Below are 15,133 nucleotides of genomic sequence, written 5' to 3'. Positions count from 1 at the left end.
TCACCGTCACCCTGAGGCGGCCGCTCTTCAGCGGCCATCGAAGGGCGACGGCCCGACTGGGGCCGTGCATCCTTCGAGGCCCCGCTCTGCTCGCACCTCCAACGACAATGGCTACGCCATTGTGCGGGGATGACGGATTTGGTATCGCCGCGACCTCAAGCCATCGCGCGTTCGGGCAACAGCTCGGCGATCTGCACCGCGTTCAGCGCAGCACCCTTGAGCAGCTGATCGGCCGCGACGAACATCGAGATCGAGTGTCCGCTGGGGTCGCTGAGATCCTTGCGGATGCGGCCGACCAGCACGTCGTCCTGGCCGGACGCGTCGATCGGCATCGGGAAGTAGTTCTTCGCGCGATCGTCGATGATCTTGACGCCCGGCGCCTGCGCCATGATTGCGCGCACCTGATCCTCGGTGATCGGCTTCTCGCATTCGAAGGTGATCGCCTCGCAATGCGCGCGCAGCACAGGCACCCGCACGCAGGTGACGCCGACGGCGATCTTGTCGTCCTCGAAGATCTTGTGGGTCTCCTTGATGACCTTGGCCTCTTCGTCGTTGTAGCCGGTCTCCGGATCGATGGCCGTGTTGTGGTTGAACAGGTTGAAGGCGTAGGGGTACGGCATCACCTTCGGGGTGTAGACCTGTCCGTTGAGATTGGCGCGGGTGGATTCGACGAGCTCCTCCATCGCGGATGCTCCCGCGCCGCTCGCGGCCTGGTAAGTCGAGATGATCACGCGCTTGATGCGGTTCTTCCGGTGGATCGGCCACAGCGGCACCAGCGCGGTGATGGCGGCGCAGTTCGGGTTGGCGATGATGCCCTTGTGGTCGCGGATGCGGTTGGCGTTGATCTCGGGGATCACCAGCGGCACGTTCGGGTCCATCCGGAAGGCCGACGAATTGTCGACCACGACGGCGCCGGACTTCACCGCGACAGGCGCGAACTTCTTCGAGATGCCGCTGCCGGCCGAGAACAGCGCGATGTCGACGCCCTCGAAGGCGCGCTCGGTCAGCTCCTCGATCACGACCGGCTTGCCGCGGAAGCTGACGGTCTTGCCGGCCGAGCGGGCGCTCGCCAGCGCCTTCAGCTTGCCGACGCGGAAGCCGCGCTTGTCCATGGTGGCGATGAATTCGGCGCCGACTGCGCCGGTGACGCCGACAATCGCGACGACGGGATCGTTACTCACTTTGTCCTCCATTCGAATTTGAGCATGACGCGGGCAACAAAAAAGCCCCGGGCCTTCATCAGGCGGGGCTTCGGGTAGAGATGATGCTGTACGACCGACTACGCGCGCACGCCTCCCGAGGCCCCAGAGGGCTTGGTGGTTTTGGTCGTGCGTTTGGTCGCGGTGATCATGGTGCGGACTTATGCGGCAGAGATCGGCGTCCGTCAACGGCTTTTGGGCGAAAACTTGGCAAGGGAGAACCTGGCAGCGCCCGCGCCGCTCTCAGCGCCGGCGCGCGCCGGGCGGCTCGAGGATCACCTCTTTCAGGTCGCCGCCCGTCAGCACCACGATGACGAAATTGAGCTTGCCGTGTTCGCGCATCAAGCCGCCGCTGATCGCCTTGCCCGAGGTCGTGTGCTCGGCGACGCGCACCGCATCGGCGAGCCGATGCCGGAGCGCCCTGAGCACGACGAGGTTGTCGCGGTCTTCGGCGTCGAGGGAGGCCAGTGGCGAAGGCGGCTCGCCACCGACCACTTGGCCGGTCGAGGCGTCGATCGCATGCTGCCAGATGCGGTTCTGCTGCATGGTCTTGACCCGGTAGACCGCGGGATCCGACGCGCCGTCGAAGCTGATGTCGGCGGTGATCGAGCCTGAGTGCAGCGCCTCCGCAATCGCCATCGCCTTGCGCAGCGAGATCTGGGCGGCCTGGAAGCTGTCGAGCTCGCGGCGAACCGCATGCACATCGAGCGCGCTGTCACTATCCTGCGGAGTAAACGCGGCGGCAGCCGAGCTCGTGATCGCATGGGCCGGCGACGCGAAGGGCAGCGCCAGCAGAGCGGTTGCAAGCAGCCGCGCTCCCAATGCCCAATGCGTCAGTGCGTGCAATCGTCCTGTCCTCATCGTCGAACCTGTATTGAACATGTGCACGCGCATGACCCGCGTTCGCAGAGCGAGCGGCGGGCCGAGAAAGGTGCGGCCGACCTCTGTTAGTCAGAGGTCGGCCGCCGAACGTTCAGGCGGAGCGATGGCGGCAGCTCCGTCGTGACGATCGAAGTTACAAGGTGACGCAGAACCCTTGGGGGGCGATCCGGGCTGAGCGTCTCTTTGCAACTAAACAATACGGTTTCGTTCTGTTTATTCAAGACTCATCACGGCAACGTGTAAGACGACGAAACGATCCTATAAAACGGTCAGTGCGCCGGCCGGCGGCGTGCCTTGGCGGCGTCACGCAGCCGGTCCCGCGGTCCCACGGCACCGGCGAGGAACAGTCGGATCGAGACTTCCATCCGCGTCACCGCGGCTTTCATGTCGATCGGAATCCCGAATGTCGCCATCCGGTGGGTGTGGCCGACCACCATGTTGAGGAAGGTCTCGGCCGCGATCGTCGTATCCTCGAGGTCGAGGGCGCCGTTGTCGACCAGATGGTCGAAGAAATCAGCCGTCGTCGACACCGCCTTCGACCAGCCTTCGTCGACGGCAAGCTTGGCGACCTCGGGGAAATTGATCGCCTGCGCGGTCAGGATCCGGCTGAAGGCGATGGAGTCGGCGCTGCAGTTCAGCACCAGCAGCTGGCGCCCGAGCTCGATCAGCCGTTCCTCGACCGAACCATCGCAGCTACCGCCGGCCTGCGCTTCGGCCGCCGCGGCGGCGAGCGGGGCAAGCCACCGGGCAATTTCGCGCCTGAGCACCGCGGTGAACAGGCCGCGCTTGTCGCCGTACTGTCCGTAGACGGTGGGCTTGCTGACGCGGGCGGCCTCGGCCACGGCGTCGATCGACGTCGCATCGAAGCCGCGCTCGAGGAACAGGCGCGTGGCGACCTCGATCAGCCGCTGGTCGCGCTCGATCGCAGCATCCCGGGTCGGCCGGCCGCCACGTGACTTGATCACGCCGCGCTTGGCCACCTTGGCCTTGGTTGCCGTCAATCCCATTGCCCATTCATCTCGTTTGCGTTCGGACGGGTCTGTCCGGTCTATAACCCGCGCGGTGCGGATTCGTCCATTCGGTGGTACCGGGGGCTGGCCCGCTCAGGGCGGCGTCGCGGTCCAGGCCTGCCCCGCGGCGGCCTTCTCGTAGCCGTGCTGGTAGAGCGCGCGCATATAGGCGGTGTCGAAGCCCTGGGTTTCCGGCGCCGGATAGTCGCGCTCGATGTAGGACAGATGGAAGCCCAGCCGGTTGCGCCGGGCGAAATCATAGGTCGAGAGAATGACCGAGCGCGTCTGCGCCTGGGTGATCGCGGAAATGCTGCGTGAGGCGACGTCGATCGTCGAGTTCGACACCAGCTCGAAGTTGCCCTCGAGCTTCTTGTTGACGAGGATGTAGATGTTCATCCGGCCATCGGCGGGCCAGGCACGTTCGCGAAACAGCAGTGCGTCCGGCAGCGTCAGGACCGGCGCGGTCACGCCGCCGTCGACATGCATCTCCTGGAAGCGGCGACCCTGGCCCTCGGCGTCGATCATGATCGGGGGAAATACCAGCGGGATGCTGGCGGAGGCCCGCCATCACGTCGCGAAACAGCTGCAGCGCCTCGGGCGTTCCGACGGCGGCGATCCGTCCCATGTCCCAGATCACCGTGCGCTGGGTGTCGAGATCGGTGGTGACGATCAGGAGCTTGCGGCCCTTGGCGTTTTCGCGCGCCACCTCGCTCAGGACGTCCTGGCCGACGTAACGGGCCACCAGCTCGCGCAGTCGCTTGTTGCCGAACAGGCCGGAGCCGAACAGTACCCGCATCAGGCTCGGGTCCTGCAGCAGGCTTTCGGCGATCCCTGACGTATAGACCTCCCTCAGCGTATCGTCGTAGCGCGGGCCGAGGAATGCAAAGGGCGCGATCAGTCCGCCGGTGCTGACACCGGAGACGACCGAGAAGCTCGGGCGGTTGCCGGCCGCGGTCCAGCCGTTGAGGACGCCGACGCCATAGGCGCCGTCGGCGCCGCCGCCGGAGAGGGCGAGGTAGGTCTTGATCGGGGCGCGGTCGCTCTTCTCGAGCCGGAATTTGGACGCCGGCTCGTCGGCGTAGCGGCGCAGCCCGTCGAGATCGAGCACCCGCGAATTGGCGGCGTCTGCAGCCGTGTAAGGCATCCGCGGCAGCGAGCTGCAGGCCGCCAGCGCGAAGGCAAGCCCGTACAGCAGCACCGCTTGCCGGATCGCATGAGCGATAGTCATCCGATGGCGGACGCCGTCAGGCCGGGCGCTGCAGGGTGGGAACATCTCGGCCAGTCTGGTTTCACGCGGATTGCAGGCGCGGCGGGAACGATCCGCTGCCTTATTCTCGACATAAAACGATACGGTTTCGTTTTGTTTAACGGAAGGACCGTTGCGGGGCAAGCATCCGCCCGGCCGCCGCCGTTCACGAAGTCGCGCGGAGGCCGTTACCCGGCGGGTTGATCGGGCACCGGTGACACGCAATAAGCAGCCGCATGAATCTTCCCAATCATTTCGAACTGCTGGCCACTGATGGTGCCGCCCGCACCGGGCGCCTGACCACGCCGCATGGCGTCGTCCGGACGCCCGCATTCATGCCGGTCGGCACCGCCGGGGCGATGAAGGGCATGCATTGGCGCGAGGTGCGCGATGCCGGCGCCGATATCGTGCTCGGCAACACCTATCACCTGATGCTGCGGCCGGGCGCCGAGCGGATCGCTGGGCTCGGCGGCCTGCAGCGCTTCACCGGCTGGGGCGGCCCGATGCTGACGGATTCCGGCGGCTTCCAGGTGATGTCGCTCTCGGAGCTGCGCAAGGTGACCGAGAAGGCCGTGACCTTCCGCTCGCATATCGACGGCGCCAAGGTCGAGCTGTCGCCGGAGCGCTCGATCGAGGTGCAGCGGCTGCTCGGCTCCGATATCGCGATGCAGATGGACGAGTGCGTACGGCTGCCGGCTGAGCGCGCCGACATCGAGCGCGCGATGCAGCTCTCGCTGCGCTGGGCCGAGCGCTCCAAGCGTGCCTTCGAGAGCGCACCGGACGGTTACATGCTGTTCGGCATCGTCCAGGGCGGCGACATCCCCGATCTCCGCCACGTCAGCGCGCGCGGCCTGACGGGGATCGGCTTTCACGGCTACGCGATCGGCGGGCTGGCGGTCGGCGAGCCGCAGGCGGTGATGCTGTCGATGATCGAGGAGACCGCGCCGGTGCTGCCGTCCGATCGGCCGCGCTATCTGATGGGCGTCGGCACGCCGGAGGACATTCTGGAGGCGGTGGCGCGTGGCGTCGACATGTTCGACTGTGTGATGCCGACCCGGAACGGGCGCCACGGCATGGCGTTCACCCGGTTCGGGCAGATCAACCTGCGCAACGCCCGGCACATCGACGATCCGCGTCCGCTCGATGAAGAGAGCACGTGGCCGGCGGCGCGCAACACTTCGCGCGCTTATCTGCACCATCTGGTGCGTGCCGGCGAAACCCTTGGGGCAATGCTGCTGTCCGAAATCAACGTCGCCTATTACCAGGAGCTGATGCAGGGCATCCGCGACGCGGTGGCAAACGGCACCTTCGAGGATTTTAGAACGAAAACGCGCGCCGGTTGGGCGCGCGGTGACATCGCTCCGAGGTGAACTGTGTGATCAGTTGCACACGATCGGTTTCACCGTGTGCTTGGTCACGAACCCGTAACCGCAATTGTCGCAGGTCCAGAGATAGCTGATCAAATTGTCGAACAGGTAGGCGGACGCTTCTGCCGCTACCATGGAGTCAGCACACACAGGACAGGTCGGCAAATCGCTGCCGCGCGGATCGGGCCTGGACGCTGCGGTCGACAGAACTTCAGCGAGAGCTGGCATGTGACCTCCTTCGCGTTCTGAGCTGCACCTTACCAAAGTATATAGACGCATTTGTTTGACCTTGTCGCAACACAAATGCGTAGGTTTTACGTTATTTGCGCAGGTTCTAGTTTTTGCGATGCAACGAATTTGCGTCTCGGCGGTTTCTCACTTGCGCGTCATGATGCGCTGCTTCTAATGAGAGAAGACCGCATATTTCCAGCATATCCCGCAGCAGGAGCCGCTTGATGGACGCGCCGTCGACAACGAGTGCAGTGCAACCCGGACGCGGCCGCGTCTTTGACTCCATCGTCGATGCGATCGGCTCGACCCCGATCGTGCGGCTGCGCAGACTGCCGCAGGCAAGCGGCGTCAACGCGACGATCCTCGCCAAGCTGGAATACTTCAATCCGGCGGCCAGCGTGAAGGACCGCATCGGTGCGGCGATGATCGTGGCGATGGAGAAGGCCGGCATCATCAACGCCGACACCGTGCTGATCGAGCCGACCTCGGGCAATACCGGAATCGCGCTCGCCTATGTCGCGGCATCGCGCGGCTATCGGCTGAAGCTCGTGATGCCGGAGTCGATGTCGATCGAGCGGCGGCGGATGCTCGCCTTCCTCGGCGCAGAGATCGTGCTGACTCCGGCGGCGCAGGGCATGAAGGGCTCGATCGCGACCGCGGAAGAACTCGTGCGCACGACCCCCAACGCCGTCATGCCGCAGCAGTTCAAGAACCTCGCCAACCCCGAAATCCATCGCCGCACCACGGCGGAGGAGATCTGGAACGACACCGGCGGCAACATCGATTATTTCGTCGCCGGCGTCGGCACCGGCGGCACCATCACCGGCGTAGGGCAGGTGCTGAAGCCGCGCAAGCCATCATTGCGGGTTGTCGCCGTGGAGCCGGAGGAGAGCCCGGTGCTGTCGGGCGGCCAACATACGCCGCACAAGATCCAGGGCATCGGTGCGGGCTTCATCCCCGACATCCTCGACCGCTCGGTGATCGACGAGATCGTCAAGGTCAGCAGCGCCGCCGCGATCGAGACCGCGCGCGCGCTGGCCCGCAACGAAGGCATCCCCGGCGGCATCTCGTCAGGGGCGGCAATCGCGGCCGCCCTGCAGATCGGCAAGCGGCCGGAGGCCGCGGGCAAGACCATCCTGGCGATTGTGCCGTCGTTCTCGGAGCGCTATCTCTCGACGGTGCTGTTTGAAGGAATCTAGGACATGGCCGACCAGCCGAGACGACCGCGAACCCTGAACGATGCCCGCAGCGAAGCCGAGGCGGCGTTCAAACGGGCCACCACCAAGGTCGCGGATGCGCTGCCAAAGACTACGGCCGTCCCGGTCCCCGGCGTCCGGGAGCAGGTCACGCTGCGGATCGATCAGGATGTGCTGGCATATTTCCAGGAGGGCGGCCCTGGCTGGCAGGACCGCATCAATGCGGCGCTGCGCAAGGCCGCCGGGAAGTAGCACGCTTTCGAAGCGCCCGGGATGATCCCCGGGCTTTGTGGTCGAGCCGCAGCGGTGTAGCGCTGCGCGGCCGTCATCTTGCGCGCGCCGACACCTTTGCAGCGGGCTTCAGGTTCAGGAGGTTGCCGGCCAGGATCATGGCGGCGCCAAGCACCGTATAGGCGTCGAGCTGCTCGGCATAAATCAGCCACCCGACGATCGCGGTCAGCGGGACCCGGACGAAATCCATCGGGATCACGACGGTCGCGTCGGCGTGGAGCAGAGCGCGCGCCATGCAGTAATGCGAGAAGGTGCCGCAGAATGCGATCACGGCAAGCCAGCCCCAGGTGGAGAGCGGCGGCCAGGTCCAGACATAGAGCGCAGGCCCGATGCTGGCGAGCGACTGCACCACCAGCATCCAGAAGATGATCGTCAGCGCCTGCTCGGTCCGCGTCAGCGATTTGACCACGGCGATCGAGATCCCGAAGCCCATGGCCGCGGCGAGCGCGATCAGCTGGCCCGGATTGATCGCACCGGTCGCCGGCCGCACGATCACGATGACGCCGATGAGGCCGAGCACGATCGCGACGATCTTCCAGGATGTCATCCGTTCGCCCAGGAAGCCGGCCGCGAGGATCGCGGTCCAGATCGGCATGGTGAACTCGATCGCAACCACCTGGCCGATCGGGATCAGTGTCAGCGCATAGAACCAGCCAAGCTGCGCGCAGAAATGGATCAGGTTGCGCGCGATGTGCAGGTGCACGCGCGCGGTCTTCACGATCGCAAACCCGCCATGGATGTGGACCAGCGGATACAGCATCACGAAGCCGAGCACGCCGCGCACGGCCATCAGCTGAAAGACGTTGACCTCGCGCGTCGCCTCGCGGCCGGCCACCGCCACGATCAGCATCAGCGCGAGCCAACCGGACATCCATAGTGCTGCGCGGGTCTTTGAGGGCGTGCGATCCATGATGGGAATGAGATGTGGAGGGATTCCCGGTATCGGCGAGCCGACATGAATTTGCAACGCGCAATTCTGCCGATGCGTGGTGCGTGAACCACGTGATCTCTGCTAAGCAGGGCGGGAATAATCACATCAGGAGGATCTGCTCATGCGTGTCTTGCAACCGGCCGAGTGGTCGAAACCCCGCGGCTTCTCGCACGGCGTCGCGTTCGACGCGCCCGGCCAATGGATCGTGCTGGCGGGGCAGACCGGCGGCGACGAGAAGGGCGAGTACGCGCCCGAGATGGCTGCCCAGGTCGGCACGGCACTGAAGCGCATCATCAAGCTGTTGAGCGAAGCCGGCGCCGGCCCCGAGCACATCGTCCGCCTGACCTGGTACCTGACCAGCCGCAGCGAATACGAGGCCGCGGGCGCTGGTATCGGCGCGGCGTGGAAGGAGGCGCTCGGGCGTAATTTCCCGCCATCCACGCTGCTTTATATCGACGGGCTGGTCGATCAACGCGCCAAGGTCGAGATCGAGGTCACGGCGTTCGTGCCTGCCGCATAGAGCCGTCGAGACGCGCGCGGTGGTTGCCGCGCAGCCAGCAAAAAGCCCTCGGGGATGACCCGAGGGCTTTTCTCGTCGGCGTATCGATTGGTTACCTCGACAGCGTGATATTGGCGCCGCGGAACTGGCTGTCAGCCCTGATCGTGACGGACTGCCTGTTGCCGGCGGTGCGCATCGAGATGTCGGCGTTGAAGCCGGGCGCGCTGGCAACGACCTGGAAGTTGCCGCCGCCGCCGCGACCTCGCAGATCGCCGTTGACATTGCGGCTGGACTCGCTCCAGGAGCCCATGACCGCATTACCCTCGGCCTGCACATCGGCCGCCAAGTTGAACTTGTAGGCGTCGCTGGCGCAGGTGAGGCCCATGGTCATCCGGGGCCCGCCGACGTGGTAGGTCGCACGGCAGCGGATACGTTCGCTGGAACCGTCATCCAGGGTGACGGTGCCGGCGCCCGACCAGGTGCCAGCCATGCCGGCGAACGGGCTGGACTGGGCATGGCCCGCGCTGCTTGCCAATGCGGTCACGAAAAACGCGACGGCTGCAAATGCTGGCCGCCGCGCGATGGCGAAGAAACTCGATACGCTGGTGATCTTACTGACGGGATGCCTCCCATCGACCGCTGCACGGTACGCCAGCTGATGCCCCATTCCACTTCCCCGATCCGGAGTTGCCACTGAGTTGTCCGTTCGCATATGCACCATTGATCGAGACTCGCACAAGGCCCCCGCTGCCCACGGTTCCGGAGATCCCCGCACCCTGCGCTGAGATCTTTCCGTCGACGCACATTCACCGTTGAACTGGACGACGGCTCGCAGCTGCCGGTCTTGGTGACCACAGTGACGCTCCAGAGGCCATCATAGGGCTGCTGGGCGGACACGGGAGCAGCGGTGAGGGCAACGGCCGAAGCGACCGAGGTGACCAAAATCAGGTCGCGAATGCGGATCGAACGCATGAATCAAATCCCTGTAATTTCGTGTGATGACGCGGCTTATCCTGTCACAATGTGTTCAAAATTTGCTGCGTCGCGGGAGCCCCTGAATGTTCCTGTGAACTCAAACACATCATAGTGAATCCGGTTCCGGGTCAGGAACGAAGAATTTGTTCCATCGCTTGATTGGATGAGGTATCAAAATACCGAATTGCGAATTAGTGTTTGCCGGGGTTGAGGTTAGGCGCCTTTGTCGCAAACTGCTCGTCCTGGGGCTTGGCCGGCAGCGTCTTGAAGGCCTTCGCGTAGTCGATGACCTCCCCGAGCAGGCGCAGGCCGAGCGGTGCCAGCGCACGCTCCCACAATTCGCGTGCGGTCTCGCCCTTCTTGACGAACACCCAGTCCTGGGCGGCGATGGCACCGGCGTCCATGCGGTCGGCGAGGTGATAGATGCTGCCGCCGGCGATCGGATCGCCTTCCTTGATGGTCCATTCCACCGCCGCGATGCCGCGGTGGCGGGGCAGCAGCGACGGGTGGTAGCCGACGCCACCAAACTTGGTCGTGGCGAGGGCCTCCTTGCTGACCCGGGCGTGGCTGTGGGCCGTGACGATCAGGTCCGTGCCCGGCGCGATCTCGGCGGCCGTCACCAGCTTGGGATTGGCCTGGACCACGACCTCGATGCCAGCCGCTCGGGCCGCTGCCGCCAGCCGGTCCTCGCCGTCATGGACGACCACCCTGGCGATCTCGACGGCGTGCTCGCGCAGCATGTTCAAGGTCGTCACGCCGAAATGGCGGGAACCGACGAGGGTAAGGCGCATGGATCAATTCCGTGGGGGTTACGCGGGGATTTGGTTGGGTGGCCGCTATGCCGATAGCACACCGCGGCCGCCGGTTTCGTTGTCCTGCCCGTTATCAACAGGTCGGCCGGCTGGCAACCTCAGGCCGCCGGCTGCTTGCTCGCCAGCACCTTGTCGATGCGCCGGCCGTCCAGATCGACGATCTCGAAATCCCAGCCCTGCGCGCTGGTTTTGGCACCGGTATCGGGGATCGCGCCGAACGCATGCAGCAGGAAGCCGGCGGCGGTCTGGTACGGCCGCGGCGAGGGCAGCGCGATGCCGAGCAACTCGCTGAACTCGAGCGCCGGCATCCAGCCCGAGATCAGATAGGAGCCGTCGTCGCGCCTGACATAGGCGGGCTCGGCCGGGCCTTCCTCGGTATGGAAGGCGCCGACGATGGCCTCGAGGATGTCGGCGCTGGTCACGACGCCCTGGAAGGTGCCGTATTCGTCGTGCACCAGGCCGATATGCACCGCGGAGTCGCGCAGGATCGCGACCACGTCGCGAGCGTCGACGGTCTCCGGAATGATCGGCGCATCGCGCGTCAGCGCGCGGATGTCGGGGGTCTGGCCGGCGAGGTAGACGTCGAGCACGTCCTTGGCCTGCACGATGCCGAGCGCATGATCGCGGTTGCCGTCGAACACCACGCAGCGCGAATGACTGCTCTTTTGCAGCGTTGACAGGATCTCGGCCGCGGGCGCGGCGAGGTCGATCAGGCTGACCTCGTGGCGTGGCGTCATGACTGCGCCGACCGGCAGATCGCCAAGCCGCATCACGCCGGCGATCATCTCCTTTTCGCCGGGCTCCAGCACACCGGCGTTTTCGGCCTCCACCACCAGCGTCTTGATCTCGTCCTCGCTGACGCGGTCCTGCGCATCCTCGCGATGACCCAATAGCCACAGCAGCGACTTGCCGGAGCGGTCGAGCAGCCACACCACCGGCAGCGACAATTTTGCCATCACCGTCATCGCCGGCGCGGCCCGCACCGCGATCGCCTCGGGATCGCGCAGCGCGATCTGCTTCGGCACCAGCTCGCCGACGATCAGCGAGGCATAGGTAATTACGCCGACCACGATGCCGACACCGGCTGCGTCGGCGACGTTGGCCGGCACGCCAAGCTCGAACAGCCATTGCGAGAGGCGCTCGCCCAGCGTCGCGCCCGAGAAGGCGCCCGACAGCACGCCGATCAGCGTGATGCCGATCTGCACCGTGGAGAGGAATTTGCCGGGATCGGAGGCCAGCGCAAGCGCACGGCGCGAACCGCTGACGCCGCGTTCGACCAGCGCGGCGAGGCGCGCCGGACGGGAGGAGACGATCGCGAGCTCCGACATCGACAACAGACCGTTGACGACGATCAAGACCGCCACGATCGCAAGTTCCAGATATAACACGGGAGTCCCTGAGGTTTGGCGGCATGGGCCGCTCTGCGACGCCCTATATAGGCATACCGGGGCCGTTTTGCTGTGCCTTGTCGGACGCCCCTGCACAAGCAGAGGGTGCGTATGGCGCGCATGCAGCAGGAGATCGCGGCATTTTGGCGCGCTGGCGCTTGTGACACCGGCGCGTTTTCTTCACGCGAGCCGGAAAACGCTCCTAGGCGAGTATCCGCAGCTCGGGTCTGACGAACGTCTTGCCCGATGCAGAAGGCCGACTCAGCATTTGTTTTGAAGCGGCTTGCAGCTGCATGCGCAAATCGGCATCGCATTGCTTCATCTGGTTGCGCAGTTCGCGTCGGGAGAAGGCGGTGAGCGAGGGGTCCGCAAGCTGTTGCCAGGCGTTGCGGAGCCATTCCTGCAACTCGCGAATGTTCTGATCCAAAATCTTCTGATCCAGGACGCTGGGCTGGGTCATGCAGCCAAATCCCACGAAGTGATCAGTTGCAAAGTAACGCTGATTCGCGTCGCTCCACCTAGCGCTATGTTGCGCAGGCGCGTGTTCGGCAGGGGAGATCGGATGCGGCAGGCGCGGCCGTTGCCCGACTCAGCGCGCCTTGCCGGGGCCGGTGCATAGGAAATCCAGCGCGATCGGCAGCGCGAGGAACAACGCGGCCATCATCGAAAGATGACGCGTTTGCGTGGCGGTCAGCCCGAGATCGTATCGGGCGAGATAGGCGAGCATGATCGCCGTGTAGGCGGCGACGCAGATCGCGACGGCGATGCTCCCGAAATCGGTCTTGCTGTCGGTCTTATAGGTCACGGCCGCACCACTTCGTTGCGGGAGTGGTGTAGCGCGGCTCACCTGCACCAACTATGAGCTGGATCACGGGCGCGACACGGACGATCGGCTTCGCTCGTCGCGGGGAGCGATCAGACTGGCTCGCGGCACGAAGCCTAGCGAGGGGTCCTGCGTTCGGGCTGGCTTTCCTGCGGAAGCTTGATCGGGACGTGGGGCGATGTGCTCACCACACGCGGGCTGCCGTCGGAATGGGTCTGGCCGTTGAGCAATGTCTCGAGAACCAAAAAGAACTTTTCAGAAAGCATGGGCGTAGCCCTCGTCGTCTAATGTCCTTATGTCGCGGCGCCCGGTGAAAAATTCGATCAACTAATAGGGAGGCGCGCCGCAATGGCGATGCTGCGGCGCGGGGGCTTCTCTGTGCAATCCGGGAGATTACCGGCACTGAGCCTTCAGACTGCGCGCCGATGGTTGCCAAATTCCTAACGGTGGCTGGCGCAGCCCGTGATTGCGACACACCGTTCCTTCAAGGATCGGCGTTAACGAGAGCGGCATGGATCGGGACCAGGACATCGACGACGGATTGCGGTCGGCGCTGCGCCGCAGCTACGGCCGGCTCGCCTGGTGGATCGTGCGGCTCAACCGCGTGCTCGAGCCGTCGCGCGCGGCAGAGCCGCCGCGCACCCAATTGCCGCCGCGCGCCGCCGTCCCGCCACGGCGATCCATCCCGCCGCGCCCGGAGTAGGCCTCACCAGAATACCGTCGCCTCCTGTATCGGCCGTCCGGCCGGACTGCTATGCATGCGCCATCCGCGGACCCTGAGGTCCGCCGTTTTGACGATGCGGCCGCGAGGCGGCGCAAGCGACGAGAAGGGACAGACACAATGATCGAGACGGTTGGCATTATCGGCGCCGGAACCATGGGCAACGGTATCGCGCAAATCTGCGCGGCGGCGGGGCTTGCCGTGATCATGGTGGATATCTCGGACGCGGCGGTGCAACGCGGCCTGAAGACGGTCGGGTCCAGTCTCGACCGTCTGGTCGCCAAGGAGAAGATGACGGCGGCCGATCGCGATGCGACGCTCGCGCGGATCAACGCGACCACCGACAAGTCCAAACTTGTCGCCTGCAATCTCGTGATCGAGGCCGCCACCGAGAACGAGGAGCTGAAGGTGAAGATCCTCAGGGATCTCTGCGCCGGGCTGAAGCCGAGCGCGCTGGTCGCGACCAACACCTCGTCGATCTCGATCACCCGCCTTGCGGCCTCGACCGATCGTCCCGACCGCTTCATCGGGATGCACTTCTTCAATCCGGTCCCGGTGATGGCGCTGCTCGAACTGATCCGCGGCCTGCAGACCTCGGACGACACGGTCGCCAAGGCCGAAGCCTTTGCCAAGCGTGTCGGCAAGGTCGCGATCACCGCGAAGAACAGCCCGGGCTTTGCGGTGAACCGCATCCTGTGCCCGATGATCAACGAGGCGATCTTCGCGCTGCAGGAAGGCATTGCGACCGCGGAAGAGATCGACGCCGGCATGAAGCTCGGCTGCAACCATCCGATCGGCCCGCTCGCGCTTGCCGACCTGATCGGGCTCGACACCATGCTGTCGGTGATGGAGGTGTTCTACACCGGCTTCAACGATCCCAAATACCGGCCGGCGCCCCTGCTGAAGGAGATGGTCGATGCCGGCCTTCTCGGCCGCAAGACCGGACAGGGGTTCTACAGCTACAGCAAGTGAAATCTGCGCGCGCCTGACCCCCGTAGTCATCCGGGATGGATCGCGCGGGCAAGCTCGCGTAACCACAACGCCTGATCCGCCACTGAGGCGGGGGACATCAGATACGAGGCCCGGGCTCCTAGGCACACCGGGCCTCGTGTTTTTTGTGTGGTCCGGTGCCCATCCGGAGCGCCCTGGCTTCCGATGCACTCCCTCGCGCTCGGGTCACAGCTTCTTGAGGCGGTGAGCGGAAACCTCGCAGATCTTCCCGGCGTACCTAAATCAACGGCTGGCTGCCGATCGAGAAGGAAGCAGGATCATGCGCAGGTCGAATTGGGCAATTCTGGCGTTCGCGGCGCTCGGAACGAGCTGGATTGTCGGCTCCGCACAGCCGGCGGCGGCCGATCCCTACGATTATCCCTGGTGCATCCAGGGCAGGGATGAGGGATACCCCGGCTATTGCGGCTACCAGACCTACGAGCAATGCCAGGCGTCGGCGTCAGGCCGCGATGCCTATTGCGGCATCAATCCGCGTGTTGCGTTCAGCCAGCAGCGGATAGCGCCGCGGCGGATACGGTAACCGCCGCGAGCATGTCGGCCGGGCGGCCATC

At 65.1% G+C, this 15,133-nt stretch carries 17 protein-coding genes and 2 pseudogenes; 7 read left to right on the top strand and 12 right to left on the bottom strand.

What is annotated here, in order from left to right:
- Positions 1 to 155: 155 nt before the first annotated feature.
- The 4 genes and pseudogenes from ACVW1C_RS01190 to ACVW1C_RS01175 all read right to left on the bottom strand — a co-directional run bounded on the left by ACVW1C_RS01190 (position 156) and on the right by ACVW1C_RS01175 (position 4,319).
- Complete coding sequence (locus tag ACVW1C_RS01190) at positions 156 to 1,193, bottom strand: aspartate-semialdehyde dehydrogenase (RefSeq protein WP_456756818.1); 1,038 nt, start codon at positions 1,191 to 1,193, stop codon at positions 156 to 158.
- 249 nt (positions 1,194 to 1,442) lie between these two features.
- Positions 1,443 to 2,045, bottom strand: coding sequence for a PepSY domain-containing protein (locus tag ACVW1C_RS01185; RefSeq protein WP_456756817.1), 603 nt, complete (start codon positions 2,043 to 2,045; stop codon positions 1,443 to 1,445).
- Positions 2,046 to 2,350: 305 nt separating this feature from the next.
- Positions 2,351 to 3,088 (bottom strand): TetR/AcrR family transcriptional regulator, encoded by a 738-nt coding sequence (locus ACVW1C_RS01180; RefSeq protein ID WP_456756816.1) that lies wholly within the window; start codon positions 3,086 to 3,088, stop codon positions 2,351 to 2,353.
- A gap of 96 nt (positions 3,089 to 3,184) precedes the next feature.
- A pseudogene (locus ACVW1C_RS01175) lies at positions 3,185 to 4,319 on the bottom strand (patatin-like phospholipase family protein).
- 254 nt (positions 4,320 to 4,573) lie between these two features.
- Between ACVW1C_RS01175 and tgt the strand changes: the two are divergent.
- The gene (gene tgt / locus ACVW1C_RS01170) at positions 4,574 to 5,707 is read left to right on the top strand and encodes a tRNA guanosine(34) transglycosylase Tgt (protein ID WP_456756815.1); all 1,134 of its coding nucleotides are present in this window, start codon (positions 4,574 to 4,576) and stop codon (positions 5,705 to 5,707) included.
- 9 nt (positions 5,708 to 5,716) lie between these two features.
- On the opposite strand, the gene ACVW1C_RS01165 is transcribed toward tgt, so the two are convergent.
- Entirely contained in the window at positions 5,717 to 5,932 is a 216-nt protein-coding gene (locus ACVW1C_RS01165; RefSeq protein ID WP_092114096.1) for a hypothetical protein, read from the bottom strand.
- A gap of 227 nt (positions 5,933 to 6,159) precedes the next feature.
- Here ACVW1C_RS01165 and cysK point away from each other — a divergent pair, with 227 nt between their 5' ends.
- Positions 6,160 to 7,134 (top strand): cysteine synthase A, encoded by a 975-nt coding sequence (gene cysK, locus ACVW1C_RS01160; protein WP_456756814.1) that lies wholly within the window; start codon positions 6,160 to 6,162, stop codon positions 7,132 to 7,134.
- Positions 7,135 to 7,137: 3 nt separating this feature from the next.
- Positions 7,138 to 7,383 carry a BrnA antitoxin family protein gene (locus ACVW1C_RS01155; protein WP_456756813.1) on the top strand — a complete coding sequence of 82 codons (246 nt, stop codon included), beginning with the start codon at positions 7,138 to 7,140 and terminating at the stop codon, positions 7,381 to 7,383.
- Positions 7,384 to 7,456: 73 nt separating this feature from the next.
- Here ACVW1C_RS01155 and ACVW1C_RS01150 read toward each other — a convergent pair whose 3' ends face one another.
- Positions 7,457 to 8,332, bottom strand: coding sequence for a DMT family transporter (locus tag ACVW1C_RS01150; protein WP_456655746.1), 876 nt, complete (start codon positions 8,330 to 8,332; stop codon positions 7,457 to 7,459).
- A gap of 142 nt (positions 8,333 to 8,474) precedes the next feature.
- Here ACVW1C_RS01150 and ACVW1C_RS01145 point away from each other — a divergent pair, with 142 nt between their 5' ends.
- Positions 8,475 to 8,873 (top strand): RidA family protein, encoded by a 399-nt coding sequence (locus tag ACVW1C_RS01145; protein ID WP_456756812.1) that lies wholly within the window; start codon positions 8,475 to 8,477, stop codon positions 8,871 to 8,873.
- A gap of 91 nt (positions 8,874 to 8,964) precedes the next feature.
- On the opposite strand, the gene ACVW1C_RS01140 is transcribed toward ACVW1C_RS01145, so the two are convergent.
- The 6 genes and pseudogenes from ACVW1C_RS01140 to ACVW1C_RS01115 form a co-directional block, all read right to left on the bottom strand.
- Positions 8,965 to 9,519, bottom strand: a complete 555-nt coding sequence (locus tag ACVW1C_RS01140; RefSeq protein ID WP_456756811.1) for a hypothetical protein — start codon at positions 9,517 to 9,519, stop codon at positions 8,965 to 8,967.
- A pseudogene (locus ACVW1C_RS01135) lies at positions 9,464 to 9,824 on the bottom strand (hypothetical protein). Before ACVW1C_RS01135 ends, ACVW1C_RS01140 begins: the two are co-directional and overlap by 56 nt.
- A gap of 194 nt (positions 9,825 to 10,018) precedes the next feature.
- A complete protein-coding gene (locus tag ACVW1C_RS01130) occupies positions 10,019 to 10,618 on the bottom strand; it encodes a formyltransferase family protein (protein WP_456756810.1) in 600 nt (199 codons plus the stop codon).
- Between the two features lie 119 nt (positions 10,619 to 10,737).
- Positions 10,738 to 12,027, bottom strand: a complete 1,290-nt coding sequence (locus ACVW1C_RS01125) for a hemolysin family protein (RefSeq protein WP_456756809.1) — start codon at positions 12,025 to 12,027, stop codon at positions 10,738 to 10,740.
- A 202-nt stretch (positions 12,028 to 12,229) separates the two neighbouring features.
- Positions 12,230 to 12,487 carry a hypothetical protein gene (locus ACVW1C_RS01120; protein WP_456756808.1) on the bottom strand — a complete coding sequence of 86 codons (258 nt, stop codon included), beginning with the start codon at positions 12,485 to 12,487 and terminating at the stop codon, positions 12,230 to 12,232.
- 129 nt (positions 12,488 to 12,616) lie between these two features.
- Positions 12,617 to 12,832, bottom strand: a complete 216-nt coding sequence (locus ACVW1C_RS01115; RefSeq protein WP_456756807.1) for a hypothetical protein — start codon at positions 12,830 to 12,832, stop codon at positions 12,617 to 12,619.
- Between the two features lie 529 nt (positions 12,833 to 13,361).
- Here ACVW1C_RS01115 and ACVW1C_RS01110 point away from each other — a divergent pair.
- From ACVW1C_RS01110 to ACVW1C_RS01100, 3 genes are all read left to right on the top strand, one after another.
- A complete protein-coding gene (locus ACVW1C_RS01110) occupies positions 13,362 to 13,553 on the top strand; it encodes a hypothetical protein (protein WP_456756806.1) in 192 nt (63 codons plus the stop codon).
- Positions 13,554 to 13,604: 51 nt separating this feature from the next.
- A complete protein-coding gene (locus tag ACVW1C_RS01105; protein WP_456756805.1) occupies positions 13,605 to 14,543 on the top strand; it encodes a 3-hydroxybutyryl-CoA dehydrogenase in 939 nt (312 codons plus the stop codon).
- A gap of 298 nt (positions 14,544 to 14,841) precedes the next feature.
- Positions 14,842 to 15,102: a DUF3551 domain-containing protein gene (locus tag ACVW1C_RS01100; protein WP_456756804.1), complete on the top strand. Its 261-nt coding sequence runs from the start codon at positions 14,842 to 14,844 to the stop codon at positions 15,100 to 15,102.
- Positions 15,103 to 15,133 lie beyond the last annotated feature (31 nt).

The organism is Bradyrhizobium sp. USDA 4011 (assembly GCF_054063415.1).
This window is presented reverse-complemented; position numbering and strand designations above follow the sequence as displayed.

Excerpts from the sequence above, each read along its gene's own strand:
- ACVW1C_RS01100 (WP_456756804.1), top strand. The coding sequence starts at position 14,842 with ATGCGCAGGTCGAATTGGGCAATTCTGGCGTTCGCGGCGCTCGGAACG.
- ACVW1C_RS01110 (WP_456756806.1), top strand. The coding sequence starts at position 13,362 with ATGGATCGGGACCAGGACATCGACGACGGATTGCGGTCGGCGCTGCGC.
- ACVW1C_RS01150 (WP_456655746.1), bottom strand. The coding sequence starts at position 8,332 with ATGGATCGCACGCCCTCAAAGACCCGCGCAGCACTATGGATGTCCGGT.
- ACVW1C_RS01145 (WP_456756812.1), top strand. The coding sequence starts at position 8,475 with ATGCGTGTCTTGCAACCGGCCGAGTGGTCGAAACCCCGCGGCTTCTCG.
- ACVW1C_RS01105 (WP_456756805.1), top strand. The coding sequence starts at position 13,605 with ATGCATGCGCCATCCGCGGACCCTGAGGTCCGCCGTTTTGACGATGCG.
- ACVW1C_RS01190 (WP_456756818.1), bottom strand. The coding sequence starts at position 1,193 with ATGGAGGACAAAGTGAGTAACGATCCCGTCGTCGCGATTGTCGGCGTC.
- cysK (WP_456756814.1), top strand. The coding sequence starts at position 6,160 with ATGGACGCGCCGTCGACAACGAGTGCAGTGCAACCCGGACGCGGCCGC.
- ACVW1C_RS01120 (WP_456756808.1), bottom strand. The coding sequence starts at position 12,487 with ATGACCCAGCCCAGCGTCCTGGATCAGAAGATTTTGGATCAGAACATT.
- ACVW1C_RS01165 (WP_092114096.1), bottom strand. The coding sequence starts at position 5,932 with ATGCCAGCTCTCGCTGAAGTTCTGTCGACCGCAGCGTCCAGGCCCGAT.
- ACVW1C_RS01140 (WP_456756811.1), bottom strand. The coding sequence starts at position 9,519 with ATGGGGCATCAGCTGGCGTACCGTGCAGCGGTCGATGGGAGGCATCCC.
- ACVW1C_RS01180 (WP_456756816.1), bottom strand. The coding sequence starts at position 3,088 with ATGGGATTGACGGCAACCAAGGCCAAGGTGGCCAAGCGCGGCGTGATC.
- tgt (WP_456756815.1), top strand. The coding sequence starts at position 4,574 with ATGAATCTTCCCAATCATTTCGAACTGCTGGCCACTGATGGTGCCGCC.
- ACVW1C_RS01155 (WP_456756813.1), top strand. The coding sequence starts at position 7,138 with ATGGCCGACCAGCCGAGACGACCGCGAACCCTGAACGATGCCCGCAGC.
- ACVW1C_RS01130 (WP_456756810.1), bottom strand. The coding sequence starts at position 10,618 with ATGCGCCTTACCCTCGTCGGTTCCCGCCATTTCGGCGTGACGACCTTG.